The sequence below is a fragment of the Streptomyces sp. NBC_01775 genome (assembly GCF_035917675.1).
Lineage (GTDB): Bacteria > Actinomycetota > Actinomycetes > Streptomycetales > Streptomycetaceae > Streptomyces.
Genome location: NZ_CP109104.1, coordinates 3,230,153 through 3,251,986, shown reverse-complemented (window position 1 = coordinate 3,251,986; position 21,834 = coordinate 3,230,153). Strand labels below are relative to the sequence as shown.

19 protein-coding genes and 1 tRNA gene are annotated in these 21,834 nt (G+C 70.3%); 14 read left to right on the top strand and 6 right to left on the bottom strand.

Annotated features, from left to right (window positions below; all coding sequences use genetic code 11):
* Window position 1: 1 nt before the first annotated feature.
* Both OHB04_RS14495 and nudC read left to right on the top strand, forming a co-directional pair.
* Window positions 2–1,411 carry a dipeptidase gene (locus tag OHB04_RS14495; RefSeq protein WP_326807567.1) on the top strand — a complete coding sequence of 470 codons (1,410 nt, stop codon included), beginning with the start codon at window positions 2–4 and terminating at the stop codon, window positions 1,409–1,411.
* 109 nt (window positions 1,412–1,520) lie between these two features.
* Window positions 1,521–2,480, top strand: a complete 960-nt coding sequence (nudC, locus tag OHB04_RS14490) for an NAD(+) diphosphatase (RefSeq protein ID WP_326807566.1) — start codon at window positions 1,521–1,523, stop codon at window positions 2,478–2,480.
* A gap of 124 nt (window positions 2,481–2,604) precedes the next feature.
* Here the strand turns inward: nudC and OHB04_RS14485 are convergent, their stop codons facing one another.
* The gene (locus tag OHB04_RS14485) at window positions 2,605–2,847 is read right to left on the bottom strand and encodes a mycoredoxin (RefSeq protein WP_326688092.1); all 243 of its coding nucleotides are present in this window, start codon (window positions 2,845–2,847) and stop codon (window positions 2,605–2,607) included.
* Between the two features lie 60 nt (window positions 2,848–2,907).
* Here OHB04_RS14485 and OHB04_RS14480 point away from each other — a divergent pair, with 60 nt between their 5' ends.
* From OHB04_RS14480 to OHB04_RS14465, 4 genes are all read left to right on the top strand, one after another.
* The gene (locus OHB04_RS14480; RefSeq protein WP_442815090.1) at window positions 2,908–5,220 is read left to right on the top strand and encodes an ATP-dependent DNA helicase UvrD2; all 2,313 of its coding nucleotides are present in this window, start codon (window positions 2,908–2,910) and stop codon (window positions 5,218–5,220) included.
* A gap of 229 nt (window positions 5,221–5,449) precedes the next feature.
* Window positions 5,450–5,725 (top strand): hypothetical protein, encoded by a 276-nt coding sequence (locus tag OHB04_RS14475; RefSeq protein WP_326688090.1) that lies wholly within the window; start codon window positions 5,450–5,452, stop codon window positions 5,723–5,725.
* 133 nt (window positions 5,726–5,858) lie between these two features.
* Complete coding sequence (locus tag OHB04_RS14470) at window positions 5,859–6,227, top strand: WhiB family transcriptional regulator (protein ID WP_326807564.1); 369 nt, start codon at window positions 5,859–5,861, stop codon at window positions 6,225–6,227.
* Window positions 6,224–6,580: a hypothetical protein gene (locus tag OHB04_RS14465; RefSeq protein WP_326807563.1), complete on the top strand. Its 357-nt coding sequence runs from the start codon at window positions 6,224–6,226 to the stop codon at window positions 6,578–6,580. The genes OHB04_RS14470 and OHB04_RS14465 overlap by 4 nt, the downstream gene beginning before the upstream one ends.
* A 153-nt stretch (window positions 6,581–6,733) precedes the next feature.
* On the opposite strand, the gene OHB04_RS14460 is transcribed toward OHB04_RS14465, so the two are convergent.
* Both OHB04_RS14460 and OHB04_RS14455 read right to left on the bottom strand, forming a co-directional pair.
* Window positions 6,734–8,143, bottom strand: coding sequence for an ABC1 kinase family protein (locus tag OHB04_RS14460; RefSeq protein ID WP_326688087.1), 1,410 nt, complete (start codon window positions 8,141–8,143; stop codon window positions 6,734–6,736).
* Between the two features lie 53 nt (window positions 8,144–8,196).
* Complete coding sequence (locus OHB04_RS14455; RefSeq protein WP_326688086.1) at window positions 8,197–9,288, bottom strand: ThiF family adenylyltransferase; 1,092 nt, start codon at window positions 9,286–9,288, stop codon at window positions 8,197–8,199.
* Window positions 9,289–9,653: 365 nt separating this feature from the next.
* Between OHB04_RS14455 and OHB04_RS14450 the strand changes: the two genes are divergently transcribed.
* A complete protein-coding gene (locus OHB04_RS14450; protein ID WP_326688085.1) occupies window positions 9,654–10,217 on the top strand; it encodes a M48 metallopeptidase family protein in 564 nt (187 codons plus the stop codon).
* Window positions 10,218–10,350: 133 nt separating this feature from the next.
* Here OHB04_RS14450 and OHB04_RS14445 read toward each other — a convergent pair whose 3' ends face one another.
* Both OHB04_RS14445 and OHB04_RS14440 read right to left on the bottom strand, forming a co-directional pair.
* Window positions 10,351–10,929: an NUDIX hydrolase gene (locus OHB04_RS14445; RefSeq protein WP_326688084.1), complete on the bottom strand. Its 579-nt coding sequence runs from the start codon at window positions 10,927–10,929 to the stop codon at window positions 10,351–10,353.
* Window positions 10,926–12,440, bottom strand: coding sequence for a zinc-dependent metalloprotease (locus tag OHB04_RS14440; protein WP_326807562.1), 1,515 nt, complete (start codon window positions 12,438–12,440; stop codon window positions 10,926–10,928). The genes OHB04_RS14445 and OHB04_RS14440 overlap by 4 nt, the downstream gene beginning before the upstream one ends.
* Window positions 12,441–12,597: 157 nt before the next feature.
* On the opposite strand from OHB04_RS14440, the gene OHB04_RS14435 reads away from it, so the two are divergent.
* The 4 genes from OHB04_RS14435 to OHB04_RS14420 all read left to right on the top strand — a co-directional run bounded on the left by OHB04_RS14435 (window position 12,598) and on the right by OHB04_RS14420 (window position 15,858).
* Window positions 12,598–13,698 (top strand): SDR family oxidoreductase, encoded by a 1,101-nt coding sequence (locus tag OHB04_RS14435; RefSeq protein WP_326688082.1) that lies wholly within the window; start codon window positions 12,598–12,600, stop codon window positions 13,696–13,698.
* 40 nt (window positions 13,699–13,738) lie between these two features.
* Window positions 13,739–14,215, top strand: coding sequence for a molybdenum cofactor biosynthesis protein MoaE (locus tag OHB04_RS14430; RefSeq protein ID WP_326688081.1), 477 nt, complete (start codon window positions 13,739–13,741; stop codon window positions 14,213–14,215).
* A 277-nt stretch (window positions 14,216–14,492) separates the two neighbouring features.
* Window positions 14,493–14,717: a hypothetical protein gene (locus OHB04_RS14425; protein WP_326688080.1), complete on the top strand. Its 225-nt coding sequence runs from the start codon at window positions 14,493–14,495 to the stop codon at window positions 14,715–14,717.
* Window positions 14,718–14,742: 25 nt separating this feature from the next.
* A complete protein-coding gene (locus OHB04_RS14420; protein WP_326807561.1) occupies window positions 14,743–15,858 on the top strand; it encodes a YlbL family protein in 1,116 nt (371 codons plus the stop codon).
* 59 nt (window positions 15,859–15,917) lie between these two features.
* Here OHB04_RS14420 and OHB04_RS14415 read toward each other — a convergent pair whose 3' ends face one another.
* Window positions 15,918–16,490 carry a PPA1309 family protein gene (locus tag OHB04_RS14415; RefSeq protein ID WP_326688078.1) on the bottom strand — a complete coding sequence of 191 codons (573 nt, stop codon included), beginning with the start codon at window positions 16,488–16,490 and terminating at the stop codon, window positions 15,918–15,920.
* A gap of 142 nt (window positions 16,491–16,632) precedes the next feature.
* On the opposite strand from OHB04_RS14415, the gene OHB04_RS14410 reads away from it, so the two are divergent.
* The 3 genes from OHB04_RS14410 to OHB04_RS14400 all read left to right on the top strand — a co-directional run bounded on the left by OHB04_RS14410 (window position 16,633) and on the right by OHB04_RS14400 (window position 21,765).
* Entirely contained in the window at window positions 16,633–19,506 is a 2,874-nt protein-coding gene (locus tag OHB04_RS14410; protein WP_326692741.1) for a UPF0182 family membrane protein, read from the top strand.
* A gap of 159 nt (window positions 19,507–19,665) precedes the next feature.
* A tRNA-Met gene (locus tag OHB04_RS14405) sits at window positions 19,666–19,739 on the top strand.
* A gap of 172 nt (window positions 19,740–19,911) precedes the next feature.
* Window positions 19,912–21,765 carry a tetratricopeptide repeat protein gene (locus OHB04_RS14400; RefSeq protein WP_405805477.1) on the top strand — a complete coding sequence of 618 codons (1,854 nt, stop codon included), beginning with the start codon at window positions 19,912–19,914 and terminating at the stop codon, window positions 21,763–21,765.
* The last annotated feature ends 69 nt before the right edge of the window (window positions 21,766–21,834 follow it).

The window sequence follows — 21,834 nt, the reverse complement described above, 5'->3', positions numbered from 1 at the left end:
TATGAGCACCACCCCGGCTCCTCCGGACAATGTCGTCCGGACCTTCATCCAGAACCACCGTTCCGCCTTCCTTTCCGACCTGGCCGCATGGCTGCGCATCCCCTCCGTCTCCGCCGACCCGGGGCACGGGGACGACGTGCGGCGCAGCGCCGAATGGCTCGTCGGCAAGCTCCGTGAGACCGGCTTCCCCGTCGCCGAGATCTGGGAGACGGACGGAGCACCCGCCGTCTTCGCCGAGTGGCCCTCCGATGACCCCGGAGCCCCCACCGTGCTGGTCTACGGCCACCACGACGTCCAGCCCGCCGAGCTCGAAGACGGCTGGCACAGCGAGCCGTTCGAGCCCGTCGAGCGGGACGGATGCCTCTACGCGCGAGGCGCCGCGGACGACAAGGGACAGGTCTTCTTCCACACCCTGGGCGTGCGCGCACACCTCGCCGCCACCGGCCGCACCACCCCCGCCGTCAACCTCAAGCTGCTGATCGAGGGCGAGGAGGAGTCCGGCTCCCCGCACTTCCCCGCACTGATCGGCGAGCACGCGCACCGCCTCGCCTGCGACGCGGCCATCGTCTCCGACACCGGCATGTGGGACCGCGAGACGCCGACCGTGTGCACCGGCATGCGCGGGCTCACCGACTGCCAGATCGACCTGTACGGACCCGACCAGGACGTGCACTCCGGCTCCTTCGGCGGCGCCGTGCCCAATCCGGCGACCGAGGCCTCCCGGCTCGCCGCCGCGCTGCACGACGAGGACCGCAAGGTGGCGCTGCCCGGCTTCTACGACGGCGTCGTCGAGCTGACGGACGAGGAGCGCGCCCTTTTCGCCGAGCTGCCCTTCGACGAGGCCGCCTGGCTGCGCACGGCCCACTCGCACGCCGCACTCGGCGAGGGGGGCTACACCGTGCTGGAGCGCGTATGGGCCCGCCCGACGGCCGAAGTGAACGGCATCAGCGGCGGCTACCAGGGCCCCGGCGGCAAGACCATCGTGCCCGCCGGTGCTCAGCTGAAGCTGTCCTTCCGCACGGTCGCGGGCCAGGACGCCGAAAAGATCCAGCAGACCGTTCGCGCATGGGTCGCCGAACGGCTTCCCGCGGGCATCCGGCACGAGATCACTTTCTGGGGTGCCACCCGCCCCTGTCTCACCCCGCTCGGCCATCCGGCACTCCAGTCGGTCACCCGGGCCATGGGACGCGCCTTCGGTACTCCGGTGCGGTTCACGAGAGAGGGCGGCTCGGGCCCGGCGGCCGACCTCCAGGACGTTCTCGACGTCCCGGTGCTCTTCCTCGGCATCTCCGTCCCCTCGGACGGATGGCACGCGCCCAACGAGAAGGTGGAACTCGATCTCCTGCTCAAAGGCGTCGAAACAGCCGCCTACCTGTGGGGCGACCTCGCGGCACACTGGAACGCGGGCTGAACCCGCAGGCCCCCCTCATCCGCCCGCCACGATCCACATCCCGCCACCCGTCCCCTGACCCGGCCGACGCCGACAGGGAAGCCCTACATCAGGGGGAGTAGAAGCCGAAGTGACCACCTCGACCGACCGCACCGCCGACACCGCTGCCAACCGTCCCGTCAGCCTGACCAGCACGGGAGGCATCGACCGAGCCTCGCACCACCGGCTGGACGAGGCATGGCTGGCGGCGGCGTGGAGCCACCCGACCACGCGCGTCTTCGTGGTCTCGGGCGGCCAGGCACTGATCGAGGACAACGAGGACGGCACGACCGAACTGGTCATGATGCCGTCCTTCGACGCCCCCTTCACCGAGGCCCACCGCTACTTCCTGGGCATCGACGAGGAGGGCGTGCGCTATTTCGCGCTCCAGAAGGACTCCCTGCCCGGGAGGATGGACGAGATCGCCCGCCCGGCCGGCCTGCGCGAGGCGGGGGTCCTGCTGTCGGACCGTGACAGCGAGCTGATGGTGCACGCCATCGGCCTGGAGAACTGGCAGCGCACCCACCGCTTCTGCTCCCGCTGCGGCGAGCGGACCGTCATCGCGGCGGCCGGGCACATCCGCCGCTGCCCCGCCTGCGGCGCCGAGCACTACCCGCGCACCGACCCGGCGGTGATCATGCTGGTCGCCGACGAGCAGGACCGGGCCCTGCTGGGCCGCCAGGTGCACTGGCCCGAGGGCCGCTTCTCCACGCTGGCGGGCTTCGTCGAGCCGGGGGAGTCCATCGAGGCCGCCGTGCGCCGCGAGGTCGCCGAGGAGGCGGGCGTCTCGGTCGGCACCGTGGAGTATGTCGCCAGCCAGCCCTGGCCCTTCCCCTCCAGCCTGATGCTGGGCTTCATGGCGCGTGCCACCTCGCCCGAGATCCAGGTCGACGGCGACGAGATCGAAGAGGCGCGCTGGTTCTCCCGCGAGGACCTGCGGGCCGCGATCGAGGCCGGAGAGGTGCTTCCTCCGGCGGGGATCTCCATCGCGGCCCGGCTGGTGGAGCGCTGGTACGGCCGGCCGCTCCCGCAGCCCGGCCGCGGACTCTGACGGACACCAGGCCGCCGAAGCGGCAGCACCGCCTCACCACGTACCGAGCGCGGCGCCCGGAGGATCCCTCTCTCGGAGGGCCGGGCGCCGCGCTCGGTACGTGAGACAGGTCTCGGGCGGGCCGTCAGGCTCCGACCTTCTCCTTGACCTGCGCCAGCGAGGGATTGGTCAGCGTCGAACCGTCGGGGAACAGCACGGTCGGCACCGTCTGGTTGCCGCCGTTCGCCTTCTCCACGAAGTCCGCCGACTCGGGGTCCTGCTCGATGTTGACCTCGGTGTACGCGATGCCCGCGCGGTCCATCTGGCCCTTCAGCCGACGGCAGTAGCCGCACCAGGTGGTGCTGTACATCGTCACAGTGCCCGCCATCTGTCCAGTGCTCCTTCGTCTCGGTCAGTGCGATGGAACAACGCCCCACGGCGCCCGGCCATTCCCGTCCCCTCGCACACACCACCGACGCCACGAGCACTCGTACGACAAACCAGGTCCGGCTGTGGACAAGCCAGTCGGGCCTCTTGGGCGACCTGGCAGCATGGCGGGGTGACAGCAGCAACGGACTCCACTCTCTTCCCGCAGGTCCCCGACTCCCCGGACGCGGTGCTCGAAGGGCTCGACCCCGAGCAGCGCGAGGTGGCGACGGCCCTGCACGGTCCGGTCTGCGTCCTCGCCGGCGCCGGCACCGGCAAGACGAGAGCGATCACCCACCGGATCGCCTACGGAGTCCGCGCCGGGATCCTGCCCCCGGCCGGCGTGCTCGCCGTCACCTTCACCAACCGCGCCGCCGGAGAGATGCGCGGCAGGCTCCGCCAGCTGGGCGCCACCGGCGTCCAGGCCAGAACCTTCCATTCGGCCGCGCTGCGCCAGCTCCAGTTCTTCTGGCCGCGCGCCGTCGGGGGAGCGCTGCCGCACCTGGTGGAGCGCAAGGCCCAGCTCGTCGCGGAGGCCGCCACCCGCTGCCGTCTGAGGCTGGACAGAAACGAGCTGCGTGATGTGACGGGCGAGATCGAGTGGTCCAAGGTCACCCAGACCGTGCCCGAGGACTATCCGGCAGCCGCCGCCAAATCCGCCCGGCAATCGCCCCGAGACCCCGCCGAGATCGGCCGGATCTACGCCCTCTACGAGCAGCTCAAGCGCGAGCGCTCGGTGATCGACTTCGAGGACGTCCTGCTGCTCACCGTCGGAGTCCTCCAGGACCGCCCCGACATCGCCGAGACCGTGCGCGGCCAGTACCAGCACTTCGTGGTGGACGAGTACCAGGATGTGAGCCCCCTCCAGCAGCGCCTCCTGGAGCTGTGGGTCGGCGAGCGCGAGAGCCTGTGCGTGGTCGGGGACGCCAGCCAGACGATCTACTCCTTCACCGGGGCCACCCCCGACCACCTCCTCGACTTCCGCTCCCGACACCCCACCGCGACCGTCGTCAAGCTCGTCCGCGACTACCGTTCGACCCCCCAGGTGGTTCACCTCGCCAACGGCTTGCTCGCCCAGGCCAGCGGCCGTGCCGCAGAGCACCGCCTGGAGCTGATCTCCCAGCGTCCCGCCGGTCCCGAACCGGTCTACGCCGAGTTCGGCGACGAGCCCGCCGAGGCAGAAGGCGCGGCCAAGCGGGTCCGCGACCTCATCGGTGCCGGCGTACCGGCCAGTGAGATCGCGATCCTCTTCCGTATCAACGCCCAGTCGGAGATCTACGAACAGGCCCTCGCCGACGCCGGAGTGCCCTTCCAGCTTCGCGGAGCCGAGCGCTTCTTCGAACGCCCGGAGGTGCGCGAGGCCGGGGTGGCCCTGCGCGGCGCCGCCCGCGCCGGCGGCAACGACGCCATGCTCGACGACGCCGTGGATCTCCCCTCCCAGGTGCGCGCCGTCCTGGGTACCAAGGGCTGGAGCCCCGAGGCCCCGGCCGGCTCCGGGGCCGTCCGCGACCGCTGGGAGTCGCTGGCCGCGCTCGTGCGGCTGGCGGTGGACTACTCCGCGGTCCACCCCGGGGCGACGCTCTCCGACCTGGTGGGTGAGCTGGACGAACGGGCCAAGGCCCAGCACGCCCCCACGGTCGAAGGCGTCACCCTCGCCTCCCTGCACGCCGCCAAGGGCCTGGAGTGGGACGCCGTCTTCCTGGTGGGCCTCACCGACGGCATGCTGCCCATCACCTACGCCAAGACCGACGAGCAGATAGAGGAGGAGCGCAGGCTGCTGTATGTCGGCATCACCCGGGCCCGCCGCTACCTGACGCTCTCCTGGGCGCTGGCCCGCTCCCCGGGCGGCCGTCCGAACCGTCAGCCGAGCCGCTTTCTGAGGGGCCTGCGCCCCGGCTCCTCGGGCGCGGCCTCGTACGGAAGAGCCGGCAGCGGCAGCGTGACGGGCGGAGGCGGCATCGAGCGCGGCAGCGCGCCCGGCCGTACGCGGGTACCGCGTGCCCCCGCCCGGTGCAGGGTCTGCGGGCGCTCGCTCACCGCCCCCGGCGAGGTGAAGCTGATGCGGTGCGAGGACTGCCCCTCGGAGCTGGACGAGGTCCTCTACGAGCGCCTCCACCAGTGGCGCTCGGAACAGGCCAAGTTGGTCGGACAGCCGGACTACTGCGTCTTCACCGACAAGACCCTTCTCGCCATCGCCGAGACCGTGCCGGACAACGAGGCCGCGCTCTCCCGGATCTCCGGCGTCAGGGGCCGCAAGCTCCAGCAATTCGGCGCGGACGTCCTCGCCCTCTGCGCGGGCGAGAAGCTGGACGAACCGTCTCAGGACGACACCTAGCTCCCCCGAACCCGTCAGTACCACGGGGCTCATTCGCCTCTGTCACAGAAGCTGTGACAGAAAGCCCAGAAAAATAGTTTGCGCGGGCCGTCCGGGGCCTCATAGCCTTCCAGACATGGAGAGGGGCGGGCCTTTTCGCTCCGGCCCTATCCATGCTGTACTTAGTCCTGAACATGTACGGACTGGCCTCACGGCCGGTCCCTGAGACGCCGAGAGGAGGCGAAGACCAGTGAACGCAATCATGACGAAGATCAAAATGACCGATCACTCGGTCATTCGCGCCTGCCTGCTCGGCTCCCGCCTCCACGGCACCGGTGTGTCCGGCGTCGTCCCCGGCGGCAATGAGCGACCGACCAAGGCACCCGAGGTAGCAGCAGAACAGGCACAGGCACTGGCCTTTGCCTTCAGTGCAGCGGCCAACGGTGCCGGCGAGGGACGCCAGAAGACGCAGCGCTACACGAAGTGGGCCTTCCGTGGGCTCGAACCCTGGAGAGATCCAGCCTGATCGGCAGATCAGGTCGGCACCTTCCAGGGCCGCGGAACCCACACCGGGATCCGCGGCCCTTCTGTTTGCCCCCGACCGGCCACCAGCCGGACCGACAAGACAACAGACACCGACAGACGAGGAAGAACCGACAGTGCACACCGAGACGCACTCCCAGACGCTGCGCTCCGCGCCTTCTCTGCCGCCCGATGCCACCACGGAGGACACCTTGACTGCCCCGCAGATCACTCTCACCGAGCTCGACGACGCCATCGACCGTCTCGGTGTCGACGTACCCTGCCGGTCCTACGACCCTGAGGTCTTCTTCGCCGAGACTCCGGCCGACGTCGAGTACGCGAAGTCCCTCTGTCAGACCTGCCCGCTGCGTGAGGCATGCCTCGCCGGTGCCAAGGACCGCCGCGAGCCCTGGGGCGTCTGGGGCGGCGAGCTGTTCGTCCAGGGCGTTGTCGTTCCGCGGAAGCGTCCGCGTGGGCGTCCGCGCAAGAACCCGGTGACGGCATGAGCTCCCACCGCCAGGGATCGCTCGCCCGCCGACCGGCGGCCGGAACGATCGACAACCCGTCGGCGCTGGAACCCCGCACGCGCCACCTCACGAAGCAGGACCCGACGATGGCACCCATCCACGAGACCACAGCACGCACTCACTCGGACGCGACGATCGTCCGTCAGAACAGGACCCGCGAAATGCAACTCTTGCCAGAATCCTTGGCCAGGGCACAGATACAAGAACGCATGGATGAGGCCGAATCCGAACGGAGGGCGCTGCACGTGATCACCGCGCGGCGCCTCCAGCGCCGGGCCGAGCGCGCCACGCGCCGCGCGAGGCGCGCGCTCGCGATGGCCGTCATGCAGTGACGAAGCCCAACGCGCCGAGCGACGGCGTAAAACCCAGCCGCGGTCCCAGGTGACCGCGCCACACCGGAGAGCCGGGGCCCCGCGCCCCGGCTCTCCCGCGTTTCACAGCCGGGTGCCGGGTGCCGCGTGCGTGCGGGGGGCAAGGGTGAAGGGTCAGGCGGAGTTTTCCTCGTAGGCCGCTTCGTCGGGCTCCTCCCAGCCCTCGGCCTCGGCTTCTGCATCCTCCGTCTCGGCAGGGGCGAAGCCGGGCACCCAGGTCTCCATCTCGTCCCGCATCCGTACCGTGGCCCCGAGCTGGCACAGCACCCCGATCGTGCTCAACGTGACGCGGTGAATCAGCAGATACGAGGGCGGCAGATTCAGTTGGCGCCCCAACTGGTGGGCGGGGGAGCGGGGGTCGGCTATTCGTCCCGCCTGCTTGCGCATCCACTCCCTGCTGAAGGTGAACTCCTCAGCGCATGCGGGCTCGATGATCGGCAACAGGTAGTCGCGCACCGCGTCCGGATCCAGCTCTATCCGCTCCTTGACGAAGCCTTCCTCGCGCAGCAGCTCATAGGCCTCCTCCGCCTCACCGTCCAGCGTCATCCGCAGCACGGTGCCGATCGTCGACGGCAGGCCGTCGGGTAGCCGGTCCACGGTGCCGAAGTCGATCACCCCCAGCCGCCAGCGCTCGGGGGCTTCATGGCCGTCGGTCACCAGGCGGAAGTTGCCCGGGTGCGGATCGGCGTGCAGCAGTCCGGTGCGCACCGTGCCGGAGAAGAGGAAGCGGCTCAGCAGCTCACCGGCCCGATCCCGCTCCTCCTCGCTGCCCTCCGCTATCACCGCAGACAGCGGGGTGCCCTCCATCCACTCGGTGACCAGCACCTCGTCGCTCTGGTGCACCACGTCGGGCACGAACACGTCCTCGTCCCCGGCGTATTCCTCCGCGTAGGCGCGCTGGGCCTCGGCCTCCAGCGCGTAGTCCAGCTCCTCGGTCACACGGTCGTGCAGCTCGGCGATCAGCGGTTTGATGTCCATGCCCGGGATGAGCGGCCCCAGCAGCCGGGCGAAACGGCCCAGTTGGGCAAGGTCGGAGACCAGCGCCTCGCCCGCGCCCGGATACTGCACCTTTACCGCCACCTCGCGGCCGTCGTGCCAGACGGCGTGGTGCACCTGGCCTATGGAGGCGGCAGCGGCGGGCTTGTCGTCGAACTCCTCGAAAAGCTCGCGCCACTCCTGCCCCAGCCGCTCCTCCAGCACCGCATGGACCGTACGGGTCGGCATGGGGGGCGCCGCCTCCTGGAGGCGGGTGAGCGTCGCCCGGTAGGGGCCCGCCAGCTCATCGGGCAGCGCCGACTCGAAGACCGAGAGGGCCTGGCCGAACTTCATGGCCCCGCCCTTCAGCTCGCCCAGCACCTTGAAGAGCTGCTCGGCGGTGCGCTGTTGCAGCTCATGACCGACGAGATCCGCGGAATATCCGCCGAGGCGCTTGCCCAGCCCCCAGGCCGAGCGGCCAGCGAAGCCCAGCGGCAGGGCGGCCAGCTTGGCCGTACGCGTCACCGCCTTGCGGGGAAGATCAGACATGCGTCCCTCCAACTCCCAGACAGCTCAACCGAGAACACCACCGAGGACGGCGACTACCCGGTCATTGTGGCGTGCGTTCGGTGATTCTCGGAGACCGCCGGTGCGGCGCACACCGAAGCGGCACCGCACGGACACTCGGGGTGGGTACGGAACTGCTCGGTGTCAGGGAGCAGATGGGGCAGCGCGAACCGCAGACGGTAGCCCACAGCGCAGCCGCCGTCCCCGTCGAGAAAGCTCAGCGCGTACGAAGCGGTCGCTCCCGCCACCATCGTCGCCAGCGCGGTGTCGCAGGCCGGCACCCCCGCGCGCCGTCTGCTCGCCGTGCGCCACTGGCCCACCAGCATGGGCCAGCTCGGCTCCCGCTCCGCCCGAGTGCGCAGCAGACAGTCCGAGCACGGTGACGAGCCGGGGAGCACCAGGGGACCCACCACGCCCGTGGCCTCCACGACCCCGCCGTACAGATGAGGTGTCCCCGCGGTCATGAAGCACTCGGCCGCGGCAGGATCCGGCGCGTAGGCGTCCAGCCCGTCGCGAGGTGTGATGATCACCAGGCCGACCTCGCCGCGTGACCTGCTCTGCCAGGCGCGGGAGGAGCGCACCACGCCGCGTGCCGCGACATCCCTGCGTGTGCCCACCCGCTCCGCCGGGATGCCCGCGGGCGCGGTGTCCCACTGCTCCACAGCGCCGCCGTCGACCACGTCCACCTGGCCGACCCCGGCTGCCGAGAGCGTCGCGGCCACGGCCGCCCCGACGCGGCCCGCTCCGCGCACCTGCACCCGCGCCTCGCGCCGGGCCGCCAGCCTGCGCACCCCACCGCCCGGCTCGCGGTGGACCACAGACAGCGAGGCCAGGTCCGGGCGCAGCCGGTCTCCCACGCTCACCGCCGCCTCGCGGCTCGCGGTCGCGTCGTCCAGCACCCCGGCCCCCGCCAGCCGCTCGATCAGCTTGTCCGGAATCTCCGGGGCGAGGCCGAGCCTGTCGGCTTCCACGCGCAGACGATCCAGACTGCGGGTGCCGTCCATCAGCTCCATGAACGCGGCGGTCGCATCGCTCACCGGGCCCAGCAGCACCGCGTGTGCGGGCGCCATGCCGTACTGCACCGTCTGCCGGTCACGCCAGCCGCGCCGCAGCGCGGGCTTGATCATCGGATGCACGCTTCCCCCTGACTCCGCCCTCGATCACTGCTGAACAGCATGCCGGGACCGGTCAGTTCCCGGTCGTGAGTTATCCACAGCCAGCAGCATTAGTCATACAAATGCGGCCTCAAGCGAGACCCTGCGGCCCCTCAAGCGAGACCCTGCGGGCCCCTCAAATGAGATCCTCGCGACCCCACGCGAGACCCCTGAGCCCTGAGCAAGAACCCGCACCTGTGGTCTCTGACCGTCCTCGCACCGACTGTTCCGGGCCTCCGGTTTCCTCATGCTCGTCCCATCCAGGCTCTTCTCGCCTTTCCTCCTCGAACCAGCCTGGAGGCGGGACTTCCCCGGGCGGCACCGGGTAACGTCGGGGGGTGTCCGCCGACCCGCTGAACAGCACTCGCCAGAGCGCGGTCGAGGTGCGCCGCAGCACGCGCCGACGCCGCACGGTCTCCGCCTATCGCGAAGGAGACCGCACCGTTGTCCTGCTTCCGGCGCGCATGTCCGCTGACGAGGAGGCCCGCTGGGTCGGCGTGATGCTCGACAAGCTCGCGGCTCAGGAGAGCAAGCGGATGCTGCGCGACAGCGATCTCGCGCGGCGCGCGGCGGAGCTGTCCGAGCAGTATCTCGACGGGCAGGCGCGGCCCGCATCGGTCCGCTGGGTCACCAACCAGAACACGCGCTGGGGCTCATGCACCCCCGCCGAGGGCAGCATTCGCCTGTCCCACCGGCTACAGGGCATGCCCGAGTACGTCGTGGACTATGTGCTGCTGCACGAGCTGTCGCATCTCCTGGTGCCGGGGCACGGACCCGGCTTCTGGCGGCTCCTGGAGGCGTATCCGCGCACCGAACGCGCACGTGGCTTCCTGGAGGGGGTCGTCGCAGCCGAGCGACTGCCGCACTTGTCCCACCTTCCGCAGGTCACGGACGAGGACTGACCCGCCCGCTCGCAGCCCCCTCCGTTTCCCGCGACCCGGCCCCGAGCTCCTTCCGCTCCCAGGACCCGCCCGCGGCCCTCGCTCCGAGCCCTGGGAGAGCACCGCCGGCCGCATCCGTGCTGTCTCGAGGCCTTTAAGAGAGCACCAGCGCGCGAGTCCGCTCCGTAAGGCGCACGACCGACTCGTCGGCCACCTCAGCCACGTCGGGAAATCCGAACCAGCGCAGGTCGAGGGACTCGTCGCTGATCCTCTCCAGGGCACCTCGCGGTGCCAGAGCCGCGTACTGGACGTCCAGATGCCACGCACACGGAGTCTGGTGCCGGTCCAGTCTGACCGGGCCGCCGGGCAGCAGCGTCAGCCCGGCGATACCGGACTCCTCCGTGGCCTCCCGGAGCGCCGCCCCGGCCAGCGTGGCGTCCTGCGGCTCGCAGTGGCCGCCCATCTGGAGCCACATGCCGAGCTTGCGGTGGAGCGTCAGCAGCACCCTTTCGCCATCCGGGTCGACGACCAGGGCGCTTGCGGTGACGTGCCCCTGGGAGCACGCCTTCCACATGGCGTCCGGATGCTCGTCGATATGGCGCAAGTAGTCCTGCCTCAGCTGCTCCTGTGCCGGGTCGTCCCCGGCAGCGGACCACGCGCCCAGCACACGCGCGGCATCCGCACGGAGGCCGGTCGGCTCCCCTTCCGGGCCCGTGCTCGAAGGAGCGTTCACTTCTTGCCTTCGCCCTCGTCGCCGGTCTCGTCGTCAGGCGACTTGTCCAGCTTCGGGCCGCTCTCCCCGCCCTTGGAGCTCTCCTCGGAGCCGCCCTCGGAGCCGCTCTTCTCGCCGCGCTCCGACGCCGCGTCCCCGCTCTGGGCTGCCGCGTCGCCCAGCATCCGGTCCAGCTCGGAGAAGTCCGGCTGCTCTCGGTGCACGAAGCCGTCCGGGTCGTCCAGGTCGGCTGCCGTCGGCAGCATGTCCGGGTGTTCCCAGAGCCCGTCGCGTCCCTCGGCGCCGCGTGCTTCAGCCAGGGAGGCCCACAGCCGGGCGGCGTCGCGCAGCCGCCTGGGGCGCAGCTCCAGGCCGATCAGTGTCGCGAAGGTCTGCTCGGCGGGGCCTCCGGAGGCGCGCCTGCGGCGCAGGGTCTCGCGCAGCGCGGAGGCGGAGGGCAGATGCGGCTCTGCCGCCGCGTGCACGACCGCGTCCACCCAGCCCTCGACCAGGGCCAGCGCGGTCTCCAGACGGGCGAGTGCGGCCTTCTGCTCGGGGGTGTCCTCGGGCTGGAACATGCCCTGCTGAAGGGCTTCCTGGAGCTCTTCGGGGTGCTGCGGGTCGATCTGGCCGACCACGTCTTCCAGCTTGGCCGTGTCGACCTTGATGCCGCGTGCGTATCCTTCGACGGCGCCGAACAGGTGTGAGCGCAGCCACGGGACGTGTGCGAAGAGCCGCTGGTGTGCCGCCTCCCGGAGCGCGAGGTAGAGCCGTACCTCCTCCAGGGGAACGCCCAGGCCGGTGCCCAGCGCCTCGATGTTGCGCGGCAGCAGAGCGGCCTTGCCGGCGGGGCCCAGGGGCAGGCCGATGTCGGTCGAGCCCACGACCTCACCGGCGAGCACACCCACGGCCTGCCCGATCTGGGTGCCGAACATCGCGCCGCCCATGGAGCGCATCATCCCGAGCAGCGGGCCCGCCATGGCCTGCATCTCCTCGGGGAGGACGCTGCCCATGGCGGCGCCCACGCGTTCGGCGACCGGGTCGACCAGGTCCTTCCAGACCGGAAGCGTCGCCTCGACCCACTCGGCGCGGCTCCACGCCACGGCCGTTCCCGAGCCGGAGGGCAGCGATGTCACGCCGTCCAGCCACAGGTCGGCCAAGCGTACGGCCTCCTCGACGGCCGCCCGCTCGGTCGGGCCGACGGAGGCGTCCTTGGAGCCGTCCTGTGCACCCGCGGCGACGGTCTGCCGCGCGATGTCCTTGGCCATCTCCCAGTTCACCGGGCCGCCCTCGTAGGAGAGCATCTGGCCGAGCTTCTGGAAGGCGGCTCCCAGGTCGCTCGGGTCGAGCTGGCCCTGTCCGCCGCCCAGTGACCCGAACATCGCGGCCAGGGGGTTGTCGGCGGGGCCGGAGCCCTTTCCGCCGCCGAAACCGAAGGGGTTCGGCTGCTCGCCGCCCTGCTTGTTCTTGCCGTCGTCCCCGTCCTCGGGCTCCTCAGGAGGTACGCCGAATCCGAATGGGGTGTCACTCACGGTTTCCTCGGCTCTGTCTCGTCGGACGGTCTGGTCGGTCCCTGGACGATGTGGATTGTCCTGGGGCGATCTGCGGGCTCTGCCTCCAGCCTAGACACCAGTCAGGCAGGATGGAGCCTGCGCACCTCGTACCAGAAACAACCACTGGAGACGCCCGGTGAGTTCCTCCGAGTCACACGTTCGCGCAGCGCGAACCCCCACCGTCGCCGTCACCGGCGCCGCCTCGGGCGTCGGCGCGCTGCTCACCGAGCGGCTCGCGGCCTCCGAGGAGATCAAGCAGGTCATCGCTCTCGACGAGCGCCGCGGCGAGATCAGCGAGGCCCAGTGGCACACGCTGGACGTCCGCGACCCGGCCATCGCCGACCGGCTGCGCGGCGACGGCGACCCGGTGGACGTCGTGGTGCACCTCGCACTCGACCTCGACCTGGAGACCGATCCGGCGGCCCGCACCGCCTACAACGTGCGCGGCACCCAGACGGTGCTGACCGCCGCGGCTGCGGCCGGGGTACGGCGGGTGGTGCTGTGCACCTCGGCCATGGTCTACGGGGCGCTCCAGGACAACGATGTACCGCTGGCCGAGGACGCCGAGCTGCGGGCGACGGCGGACGCGACGGGCGTCGGCGACCTGCTGGAGATCGAGCGGCTGGCCCACCGCGCGCCCAGGGCGCACCCGGGGCTGAACGTCACCGTCCTGCGGCCCGCCGTGCTCGTGGGTGCCGGCACGGACACGGCACTGACCCGCTACTTCGAGTCACCGCGCCTGCTGGTGGTCGCCGACTCCCGCCCGTGCTGGCAGTTCTGCCATGTGGAGGACCTGGTCACGGCGCTGGAGTACGCCGCGCTGGAGAAGGTCGACGGGGAGCTGGCGGTGGGCTGCGACGGCTGGCTGGAGCAGGAGGAGGTGGAGGAGCTGAGCGGTATCCGGAGGATGGAGCTTCCCTCCAGCGTCGCTCTGGGCGCCGCCTCCCGGCTGCACCGCCTCGGCCTGACCCCGTCCCCCGCCGGCGACCTCGCGTACACGATGTACCCGTGGGTGGTCAGCGGCAGCAGACTGCACGACGCCGGATGGCGTCCCCACTGGACGAACGAGGAGGTCCTCGCCGAACTGCTGGAAGAGGTCTCCGGCAGGCACACGGTCGCCGGCCGGCGGCTGGGCCGCACGGAAGCGGCGACGGCGGCGGGGGCGGCGGGCGCGACCGTGGCGCTGCTGGGCACGGCGGCCCTCGTCCGCAGGGCGCGCAAGCGGCGCGGTCTGTGAAGTGTTCCGGAATCCGGGCAGGTAGGGCAGCATGACCGCCATGTCACACACGGACGACGCCGCAGGGCGCCCCGACCACCCGGGAGAGCGCGCCGCGCAGGACCCCATCCGGCTGCTGGACGTCCGCGAGACGCCGCTTTCCGTGGATGAGGTCTTCGCCGCTGTCGGCGACGACGCGGCGGGCGGGACGGCGCTCTTCGTGGGCACGGTGCGTGATCACGACGGTGGCACCGATGTCGCCCGTCTGGGGTACTCCTCGCACCCCAGCGCGCGGCAGGAGCTGCGGAAGGTGGCCGAGAAGGTCGCCGCCGACCATCCGGTGCGGGCTTTGGCAGCGGTGCACCGCGTCGGGGACCTCGAAGTGGGGGATCTGGCCGTGGTCGTGGCCGTGTCCTGCCCGCACCGTGCCGAGGCGTTCGACGCCTGCCGCAAGCTGATCGACGACCTCAAGCACCAGGTCCCGATCTGGAAGCACCAGACCTTCTCCGACGGCACCGAGGAGTGGGTGGGCGTCTGAGGACGCCCACCCGCGCGGAGTGCCCGAGAGCCCAGGGCTCCGGGCATCCAGCGCGCCCGGAGAGACCAGGCATCCGGAGACCAGGCATCCGGAGTGTAAGAGTCCGCCGACGGGGGACCCGATTGCCGTATTGCGACGGCGCAGAGCGGTGGGCTTGATTCCGGTTGCGTAACCGGGCCCTGGCGCCGACCGTTGAGCCTGAGACGGTTAATCTGCTCATCGGCCGGTCTACCAGCCGGATCGATGGGATGCGCGTACGAGGGGTCGGGAGGTCTCGATGGCGGCTCTTGCCTGGCTGCTGATTCCGGTTGCCGCCGTTGTCGTCGCGAGCCTGTGGGGAAGTTGGGCGGGTCGCCGCCGCACCACCACGCCGGACGCCGCGGGCGTCGCCGGGTACGAGCGTTTCCGTGCTGCCATGGAGCGCTCCGGCGAGGAAGTTTTGACCCCTGCCCGAGCGGGGGTCCACGCGGACGCGGAGGAAGCGGCCCGGGCGGGCGACTGACAGACCCGTCCCGTACTGTCGTGCCATGCCTCGCCGCACCGCGACCCTGCTCGCATCCACACTGCTGCTCATAGCGCTGCTCTGTGCCGGGGTGCTCATCAAGGTGCCCTATTCCGAGATGTCACCGGGCCCGACGGTGAACACGCTGGGCAAGCACGACGGCGATCCGGTGCTGAACATCAAGGACGAGCCGGGCCACAAGGGCGAGCCCAAGCAGTACGGCGCCTCCGGCCACCTGAACATGACGACGGTCCGCGTCACCGGCTCGGAATACCGGATGAACCTCGTCGAGGCGGTATCCGGCTGGCTGCGTCACGACGGTGTGGTCGTCCCGCATTCGACGCTCTATCCGGACAACAAGTCGGCCCAGCAGGTCGATCAGGAGAACGCGGAAGAGTTCAGCGCCTCCCAGGAGAGCGCCAAGGTCGCGGCCCTCAAGGAGCTGAGGACTCCGGTCAGTTCCCATGTGCTGGTCAGCTCCGTCCTCAAGGGCGGCCCGTCCGAGAAGAGGCTGCACGCGGGCGACGTCATCACAGCGGTGGACGGCAAGCCGGTGGGCAAGCCGGAGAGCGTGGCCGAGGTGGTGACGCAGCACAAGCCCGGGCAGAAGACGACCTTCACCGTGGTCCCCGCCGCGAAGGTGGCCGCCTCCCAGAAGAAGGGCGAGAAGCCCTCTCCCAAGGACGCCAAGAAGGTCACGCTCGCCACGGAGAAGGCCAAGGACGACGGGCGGGCCGTGGTCGGTATCCAGCCCGGGATCGGCCACTCCTTCCCGTTCGAGATCGATATCAAGCTCGCCGACATCGGCGGCCCCAGCGCCGGACTGATGTTCGCCCTGGGCATCGTCGACAAGCTCACTCTGGGCAACCTGACGGGCGGGAAGTTCGTCGCGGGGACCGGCACGATAGACGACAAGGGCAAGGTCGGCGAGATCGGCGGCATCCAGATGAAGACGGTCGCCGCGCGGGCCAAGGGCGCGAAGTTCTTCCTGACCCCCGCGGGCAACTGTCCCTCGGCGGCCAAGGACAAGCCCGACGGTCTGACCCTGGTGAAGACCAGCTCGATACACAACGCGCTGGACTCGCTGAAGAAGATCCGCAGCGGCAAGACGGGCCAGCTCACCCAGTGCAAGCCGGGCTGACCCGACGAGCTGCCAGGCGCGGCACCGCCTCCGGTGCCGCTCCCGGCGATCGTCCGGGGTTACTCCTCGAAGGTGGCCGTCAGCGCCTCCGCGAGCCCAGGTACGAGGTCGGCCCCCGTCAGCACCTCGGTGGAGGTGTCCTTCTCGCGCAGCCGCAGCGCCGATTCGCGCTCGCCGTTCCGCAGCACGGCGACGGTCATCCGGACCTCGCGGCGCTCCGGATGCTCGGCGACCCACTTGGCGAGCTGGCCCTCGTCCAGGTCATCGGGGACGGCCGATTCGGCCGACGGCGGCAGCATCAGCCGCTCCACGGTGATCGCACAGCCGTCGACCGTTCCCGGCCACGCGATCCTCCCCAGGAACTCGTCCAAGGGCGTGCCCGCCGGGACCTCGTCCTGCTCCACGGGGGTCAGGGACGAGGCGCCCGCGCCGTCCGGTGCTTCGTCGCCGGTCAGTCCCAGCTGCCCCGCGAGGCCCGGTTCCTGGGCCCGCAGTCGCGCGGTGTTCACCAGGGCGAAGAGTCGTGCGGGCTGGTCCCAGCCGAGCCCGGAGGTGTACTCGTCGATCTCCAGCACCGCGCGGGTCAGCGGGCCGGAGGCGAGTGGTGTGCCATCAGAGGGGAGGTTGTTCATGTCCATATCGTGCAGCCTTCGACCCCGGAAACGGGAACTGAGTAAAGCTTGAGTAAGTTGCCTAGGTGGGCCTTACGATGCGGGCCCAGCTTCATCGCTTCATAAACTGCGAATCTTCGAGGTGCGCACCTTGGCTTTCCAGATGCCGGACCGGGGCTCAGGGGGTCCCTCCGGGCCACGGATCAGAGTGGGCCGGCCATCCCGGCGTGCCCGGACGCTGTTGATGACAGCGGGCGTGCTGGCCGTTCTGGCGATGCTCTTTGTCATGTTCGCCGGGTTCTGGACGGACTGGCTGTGGTACCGCTCGGTGGCCTACAGCTCGGTCTTCACCAAGACCCTGTGGACCAAGGTCGGTCTGTTCGCCGTGTTCGGTCTGTTGATGGCTGGGGCCGTGGGCTTCAACATCTGGCTGGCCCACCGGCTGCGCCCGCCGCTCAGCGCGATGTCGCTGGAGCAGCAGAGCCTCGACCGCTACCGCATGGGCCTAGCGCCGTACAAGAAGTGGGTGCTGCTGGCCATCACCGCTCTTGTCGGGCTGATCTCCGGCGCCTCGGCGGCCGGCCAGTGGCGCACCTGGCTGATGTGGGTCAACGGCGTCCCGTTCGGGACCAAGGACCCGCAGTTCCACAAGGACGTCTCCTTCTACGCCTTCGACCTGCCCTTCTACCGCTTCCTGCTGAGCTTCGGCTTCGCGGCGGCGGTGCTCTCGCTGCTGGCAGCCGCGCTGGTGCACTACCTCTACGGCGGGCTGCGCGTCACCACACCGGGCGCGCGCGCGACGGCGCAGGCCACCGGCCATCTGTCGGTCCTGCTCGGCGTCTTCGTCGCGCTGAAGGCCGTGGCCTACTGGCTGGACAGATACGGACTGGCGGTCAAATCCGGCGACTTCAAGGCGACGGACAACTGGACGGGCCTGAAGTACGTCGACGCCAACGCCTATCTGCCGGCGAAGACGATCCTGTTCATCATCGCCATCATCTGCGCGCTGCTGTTCTTCGCCACCATCTGGCGGCGCACCTGGCAGCTTCCGGTGATCGGCTTCGGGCTGATGGTCCTGTCCGCGATCCTCATCGGGGGGCTCTACCCCGCGATCGTGCAGAAGTTCCAGGTCCAGCCGAACGAGCAGGCCAAGGAAGCGCCGTACATCAAGAAGAACATCGAGGCCACGCGCGACGCGTACGACATCGACGACTCCAATGTGCGCGACTACACGGGGACGAGCAAAGCCGGCAACCAGAAGCTGCGCGACGCGGCCGACACGACCGCGAGCATGCGCCTGCTGGACCCGAACGTGGTCTCGCCGACCTTCCAGCAAAAGCAGCAGGTGCGCGGGTATTACCAGTTCCCCGCGACGCTGGATGTGGACCGGTACAAGAAGGACGGCAAGGAGCAGGACACCGTCGTCGGTCTCCGGGAGATCAACACCAACGGCATCCCGGAGAAGAACTGGATCAACGAGCACTTCAAGTACACCCACGGCTACGGCATGGTCGCCGCCAAGGGCACCGCGGTCGACAAGGACGGCTCCCCGGACTTCACCGAGAAGGACCTGCCGCCCAAGGGCGACAAGGGCAAGTACGAGGGCCGTGTCTACTACGGCGAGAAGACCACGCAGTACTCCATCGTCGGCGGCCCCCAAAGGGAGCTGGACTACGCCGACGACGAGGGCGAGAAGACGTACACCTACAAGGGCAAGAGCGGCGTCAACCTCTCCAACCCGGTCAACCGCGCCGCCTACGCGGTGAACTTCAACGAGCCCCAGATCCTCTACTCGGGGGCCATCGGCAAGGGCTCGCGGGTTCTGTACAACCGCACGCCCAAGGAGCGCGTCGAGGCGGTCGCCCCTTGGCTGACCATCGACGGCGACCCGTACCCGGCGGTGGTCGACGGCCGCATCAAGTGGATCGTCGACGCGTACACCACCTCGAACGGCTATCCGTACTCCTCGCGCACCACCCTGGGTGACACCACGGCGGACTCGCTGACCGACGGCCAGCGAGCGGTGGTGGCGCAGCAGAACCGCGTCAACTACATCCGCAACTCCGTCAAGGCGACGGTGGACGCCTACACCGGCGACGTCGACATGTACCAGTGGGACAAGAAGGACCCGGTGCTGAAGACGTGGATGAAGGCGTTCCCGCACACGGTCAAGCCCAAGACCGCGATCAGCGACGACCTGATGGATCACCTGCGCTACCCGCAGGATCTGTTCAAGGTGCAGCGCGACCTGCTCCAGACCTACCACGTGACCTCGCCGTCGCAGTTCTACAGCGGCAGTGAGCGCTGGCAGATCCCGGACGACCCGACGCACAAGGGCAACGCGGTCCCGCCGTACTACCTGAGCATGAAGATGCCGGGTCAGAAGGCGCAGCGCTTCCAGCTGACGACGACCTTCAACCCGAACAAACGCGAGACCCTCGGGGCCTTCATGGCCATCGACGCCGACGCGAGAAGTGACCAGTACGGCAAGATCAGAATGCTGAGACTGCCACCCAATACGACGGTCTCCGGACCCTCGCAGGTGCAGAGCAAGTTCAACTCGGATCCGGAGATCGCCGAGTCGATCAACCTCCTCAAACGGGGGGACTCGGAGATCGAGTACGGCAATCTGCTGACCGTGCCACTAGAGGGCGGCCTCCTGTATGTGGAGCCGGTCTACGTCCGCGGTGCCGGCACCAACTACCCGCGGATGCGGAAGGTTCTGGTCACCTACGGCGAGCAGATCGCCTTCGAGAACAGTCTCGATAAGGCGTTGGACAAGGTCTTCGACACCAAGGGCAGAGCCGGCGACAGCGGCGAGAGAACGGGCCCGGGCGAGGACGGGGAGAAGGAGAAGAACCCGCCCAACGCCTCGGTCGATGAGTCGCTCAAGGACGCCCAGGCCGCGTACGACGCCGGTCAGAAGGCTCTGGAGAAGGGCGACTGGCAGGAGTACGGCAAGCAGCAGAAGGCCCTGGAGGAGGCGCTGAAGGACGCGTCCGAGGCCGACAAGGGCGGATCCGGCAAGAACGGATAGCCCTGGTGGCAGCCCCGGGCCTGTGAAGGCCCCCGAACGGGCGGCATGGACGGTCGAGTTGACCGCCCGTGTCGCCCGTTCGTTTTGTCCCTGGGCTCCGAGCAGGGAAACCGTGGTGAGAGCCGCCCGGATCGTGGTGTAGAGTTGTGAACACAACGGCGCGGGGTGGAGCAGCTCGGTAGCTCGCTGGGCTCATAACCCAGAGGTCGCAGGTTCAAATCCTGTCCCCGCTACTTGAATCGAACGAGGCCCGGAGTCAACAGACTCCGGGCCTCTTCGCTTGTGCCGGGGTTTGCATGGACGTTCGCGTTTGGGGTATCTCTTCGTCGGGAAGTCGACAAACCGCTGAAGTGACCTCACTGGCTGCGGTATACCAGGTGTACGCGGGTTGCAGGTGGTGCGACGATGGAGCTTATGGGGGACAAGTCAAGGCTGAAGGGCCCGGTGCGTCCCGGTCCGAGCCTGAGTGTGGAGGAATACGCCGAGGAAGCTGATACGCCGCGAACCGCGGCAGACACCGAGACCGGTGTGCACGCCGCGACCGACGAGAAGTCGACCGCAGCCAGCGTCCTGGGCGCTCAACTGCTGCGCCGGGGGGACCTGGACGGCGCCGAGCCGCATCTGCGCGCCGCCACGGCGGCGGGAGACCGCGCCGCCGCCAACAACCTCGGCGTCCTGCTGCACCAGAGGGGGTACGCGGAAGAGGCCGCCGGATGGTGGCGGACTGCCGCCGTCGCCGGCTCCGCAGCCGCCGCGCACGCGCTCGGCAGGCACCACAGGGAGCGGGGCGACGAGCCGGCCGCGCACTACTGGCTTCGGCAGTCCGCCGAGTCCGGGCACCCGCTGGGCGCCTACGCGCTCGCCGACCTGCTCGAACACCGGGGGGAGGCGGGAGCGGAGGAATGGTTCCGCGCCGCCGCCGAGTGCGGGCACAGGGAGGCCGCCTACCGCGTCGCGCAACTGGTGACCACCAGCGCCGAGCGGGCCGCCGCCAAGGGGGACAGCGGCGCCGTGGAGCGACGCGCGGCCGAGGAGGAGGCCGAGCGCTGGTACCGGCAGGCCGCCGCGCGTGGCCACCGCCGGGCCGCACTGCGGCTCGGAGCCATCCTGGAGCGCCGGGGCGAGCTGAAGGAGGCCGGCCGCTGGTACCTGACCTCCGCGAAGGACGGGGAGGCGCGGGCCGCCTGCGCGCTCGGGTTCCTGCTGCGCGACGCGGGCGACGAGGAGAGCGCCGCCGTGTGGTGGCGCCGCGCGGCCGAGGACGGCGACGGGAACGCCGCCAACGCGCTGGGCGCACTGCACGCCGACCGCGGTGAGCGGCAGGCGGCCGAGCGCTGGTACCGAGTGGCGCTCGACGCGGGCAGCGACAACGGCGCCTTCAACCTCGGTCTGCTGTGCGCGGCCCAAGGCCGTACCGCACAGGCCGAGCAGTGGTACCGCCGTGCCGCCTACGCGGGGCACACGGAGGCCGCCAACGCGCTCGCCGTCCTCCTGCTCCAGCGGGGAGACGCGGAGGGCGCCGAGCCGTGGTTCTCCAAGGCTGCGGAGGCGGGCAGCGTCGACGCGGCGTTCAACCTCGGCATCCTGCACGCGGGCCGCGGCAAGGAGCGTACGGCGCGCGCCTGGTACGAGCGCGCCGCGGCCTCCGGGCACACCGAGGCCGCGCTCCAGGTGGGTATAGCGCTGCTGCGCGAGGGTGAGCTGCACACCGCCGAGCGACACCTGCGGTGCGCGGCGGGCGGCGGCAGCGTCGAGGGCGCCTTCCGCCTCGGCGCGCTGCTGGAGCGCGTCACCCGGGGCGGCGCCCGCAGGGGCGAGCTGGGTTCGGCCCACCGGCTGGGCGCGGCCGACAGCGCGAACAGGCCCGAGTACGAGGAGTGGTATGAACGCGCTGCCGAGCGCGGCCACCGCAGGGCCCAGGTGCGCCTGGGCATGTGCGCGGCGGCACGCGGGGAGGTCGTCGACGCGGCGCGCTGGTACCGCGCGGCGGCGGAGGCGGGCAGCCCGAACGGCGCGTTCAACCTCGGCCTGCTGCTGGCCCGCGAGGGCAGCGAGCCGGAGGCCGTGCAGTGGTGGACCCGGGCGGCGGAGGCCGGGCACGGCAGGGCCGCGCTGCGGCTGGCGCTGATCAGCGCGCGGGGCGGCGAGCTGTCCGAAGGGCAGTTCTGGTGCGCCCGCGCGGTGGAGCTGGGGCCCGTGGAGGTGGCCGAACGCGCCGCCAAGCTCCGCGACGCCCTCCGGGCCGAGCTGACCGCCTAGGGAGTGTCTTCAAAGTCCCGCCCGCCCGCCGGGCGGACGGGACTTTGAAGACACGACCCGGGGGAGGCC